Annotated in this window: 1 protein-coding gene; it reads left to right on the forward strand. The window is 45.3% G+C overall.

Features of this window, described 5'->3' with window-relative positions:
* The first annotated feature begins 198 nt into the window (after window positions 1-198).
* Complete coding sequence (treZ, locus tag ACFE93_RS28330; protein WP_375478410.1) at window positions 199-2046, forward strand: malto-oligosyltrehalose trehalohydrolase; 1848 nt, start codon at window positions 199-201, stop codon at window positions 2044-2046.
* Window positions 2047-2138 lie beyond the last annotated feature (92 nt).

Below are 2138 nucleotides of genomic sequence, written 5' to 3' on the forward strand. Positions count from 1 at the left end.
CCCTGCCCCCTGCTCCCCTGCCTCTTTGGTCATTAGACAGAATTTATTCTGCTAAAAAATCCGCCTCCAGATGCTAGCAAAAAGTCCGGTAGACGAACCATTATGCTATCTGGCGTGTTTGTAAACATTGGGCAATCAATGACATTGCGATCGCGACCATAATTCGGCACAACAAAGAGTCTGACGGGAGGATACTGCGTGAAAATTGGTGCTAACTACTTGGGTAACGGAGAGTGTGAATTTACAGTTTGGTCTCCGCTATTAGACAGCGTTACGGTAAAAATTTTGACGCCAGAACAGCAGTTAATTCCCCTCAAGCCTCAGTCTGAGGGATACTGGCACACGAAAGTCAACGATGTATATCCAGGTACGCTTTATCAGTATGTCTTGAATGGCCAAGACACTTTTTCCGATCCGGCATCGCAGTATCAACCAGAAGGGGTGCATGGGCCGTCGCAAATTATCGATCATCATTTTGAGTGGACGGATGAAGGCTGGGCGGGTATTCCTGTAGAGTCGATGATTTTCTATGAACTCCATGTTGGAACATTCACGCCGGAAGGAACTTTCACCGCGATCATTCCCCGTTTACCGGAGTTGAGAGAACTGGGAATTAACGCTATTGAAATCATGCCCATTTCCCAGGTTCCGGGAGACACTCATATTGAGGCAACTCTTGCATATCGCAACTGGGGTTATGATGGCGTTTACCCCTATGCTGTGCAAAATTCATACGGTAGTCCAGCCGAACTCAAGCAACTGGTAAATGCTTGCCACCAAAATAATATCGCCGTAGTGCTGGATGTGGTATACAACCACTTTGGGCCGGAAGGCAACTATATGAGTCAGTTCGCGCCCTACTTTACTCAAACCTATAAAACGCCGTGGGGTGAAGCGCTGAATTTTGACGATGCCCATAGTCAGGGTGTGCGAAATTATTTTATCGAAAATGCGTTGTACTGGTTGGGCGAGTTCCATATTGATGCATTGCGGTTGGATGCGATTCAAGCAATTTACGATTTGGGCGCTAAACATTTTTTATGGGAATTAGCGGAAGCAGTTCATCATTTCTCACAACAAGGGCAAAAATGGAAACGCCATCTAATTGCCGAAAGTGATATGAATAATCCGCAAATAATTCGTCCGGCAGAATTGGGGGGATATGGACTCGATGCCCAGTGGAGTGATGATTTCCACCATGCATTGCACGCACTTTTGACAGGCGATCGCCAAGGATATTATCAAGATTTTGGGCAGGTTGCCGATCTGGCAAAAGCTTATGAAGATACTTTTATCTACGATTGGAAATACGCACCACACCGCAAACGATTTCATGGCGTATCTTGCCGCGATCGCCCTTCATCACAGTTTACAATCTGCATTCAGAATCACGACCAAATCGGCAATCAAATGAAAGGAGAACGCCTTACCCAGCGCATCTCTTTTGAGGGATTAAAGTTAGCCGCCGGTGCTGTGCTGCTGTCGCCCAACTTACCTCTGTTGTTCATGGGAGAGGAATACGGTGAAACTGCACCCTTCATTTACTTTGTCAGTCACTCCGATCCTGATTTAATTCAATTAGTTCGAGCCGGACGCAAGCAAGAATTTGAAGCATTTCACTTCGCAGATGATCCCCCAGATCCAGAATCGGCAGAAACTTTCCTAAAGTCCAAACTTAATTGGGAATTACGTCATGAAGGAAAGCACAAAATTCTCTGGGATTGGTATCGCCAGTTAATTAATTTACGCAAGACGCATCCAGCCCTTTTGAATCAAGACCGCAATTTCATCCAAGCGACTAGCGATAAAGAGAAGGATTTGGTCATCGTGCGTCGTTGGTGCGAATCGAGTGAAGTCATATTTGTGATGAATTTCAATTCATCGGCGGTGACAGTGACTTTGCCGTTTGAGCAAAATGCTAATAAATTATTAGACTCGGCTGATACCTCATGGTCTGGGCATGGTTCTGAAGCCCCTGAACATTTATCTGTGAACCAAGAAGTGAAATTGCAACCTACTAGTCTAGTACTCTATGAAAAAGGATGAGGGGGAGAGTTAGAACTTAAAGTTTTATCCTGATAACCTCAACGTTCGAGTAAAAAGGCTCAACGTTCGAGCAAAAAGGCTCAACGTTCGAG

The sequence above is a fragment of the uncultured Nostoc sp. genome, assembly GCF_964247315.1.
Lineage (GTDB): Bacteria > Cyanobacteriota > Cyanobacteriia > Cyanobacteriales > Nostocaceae > Nostoc.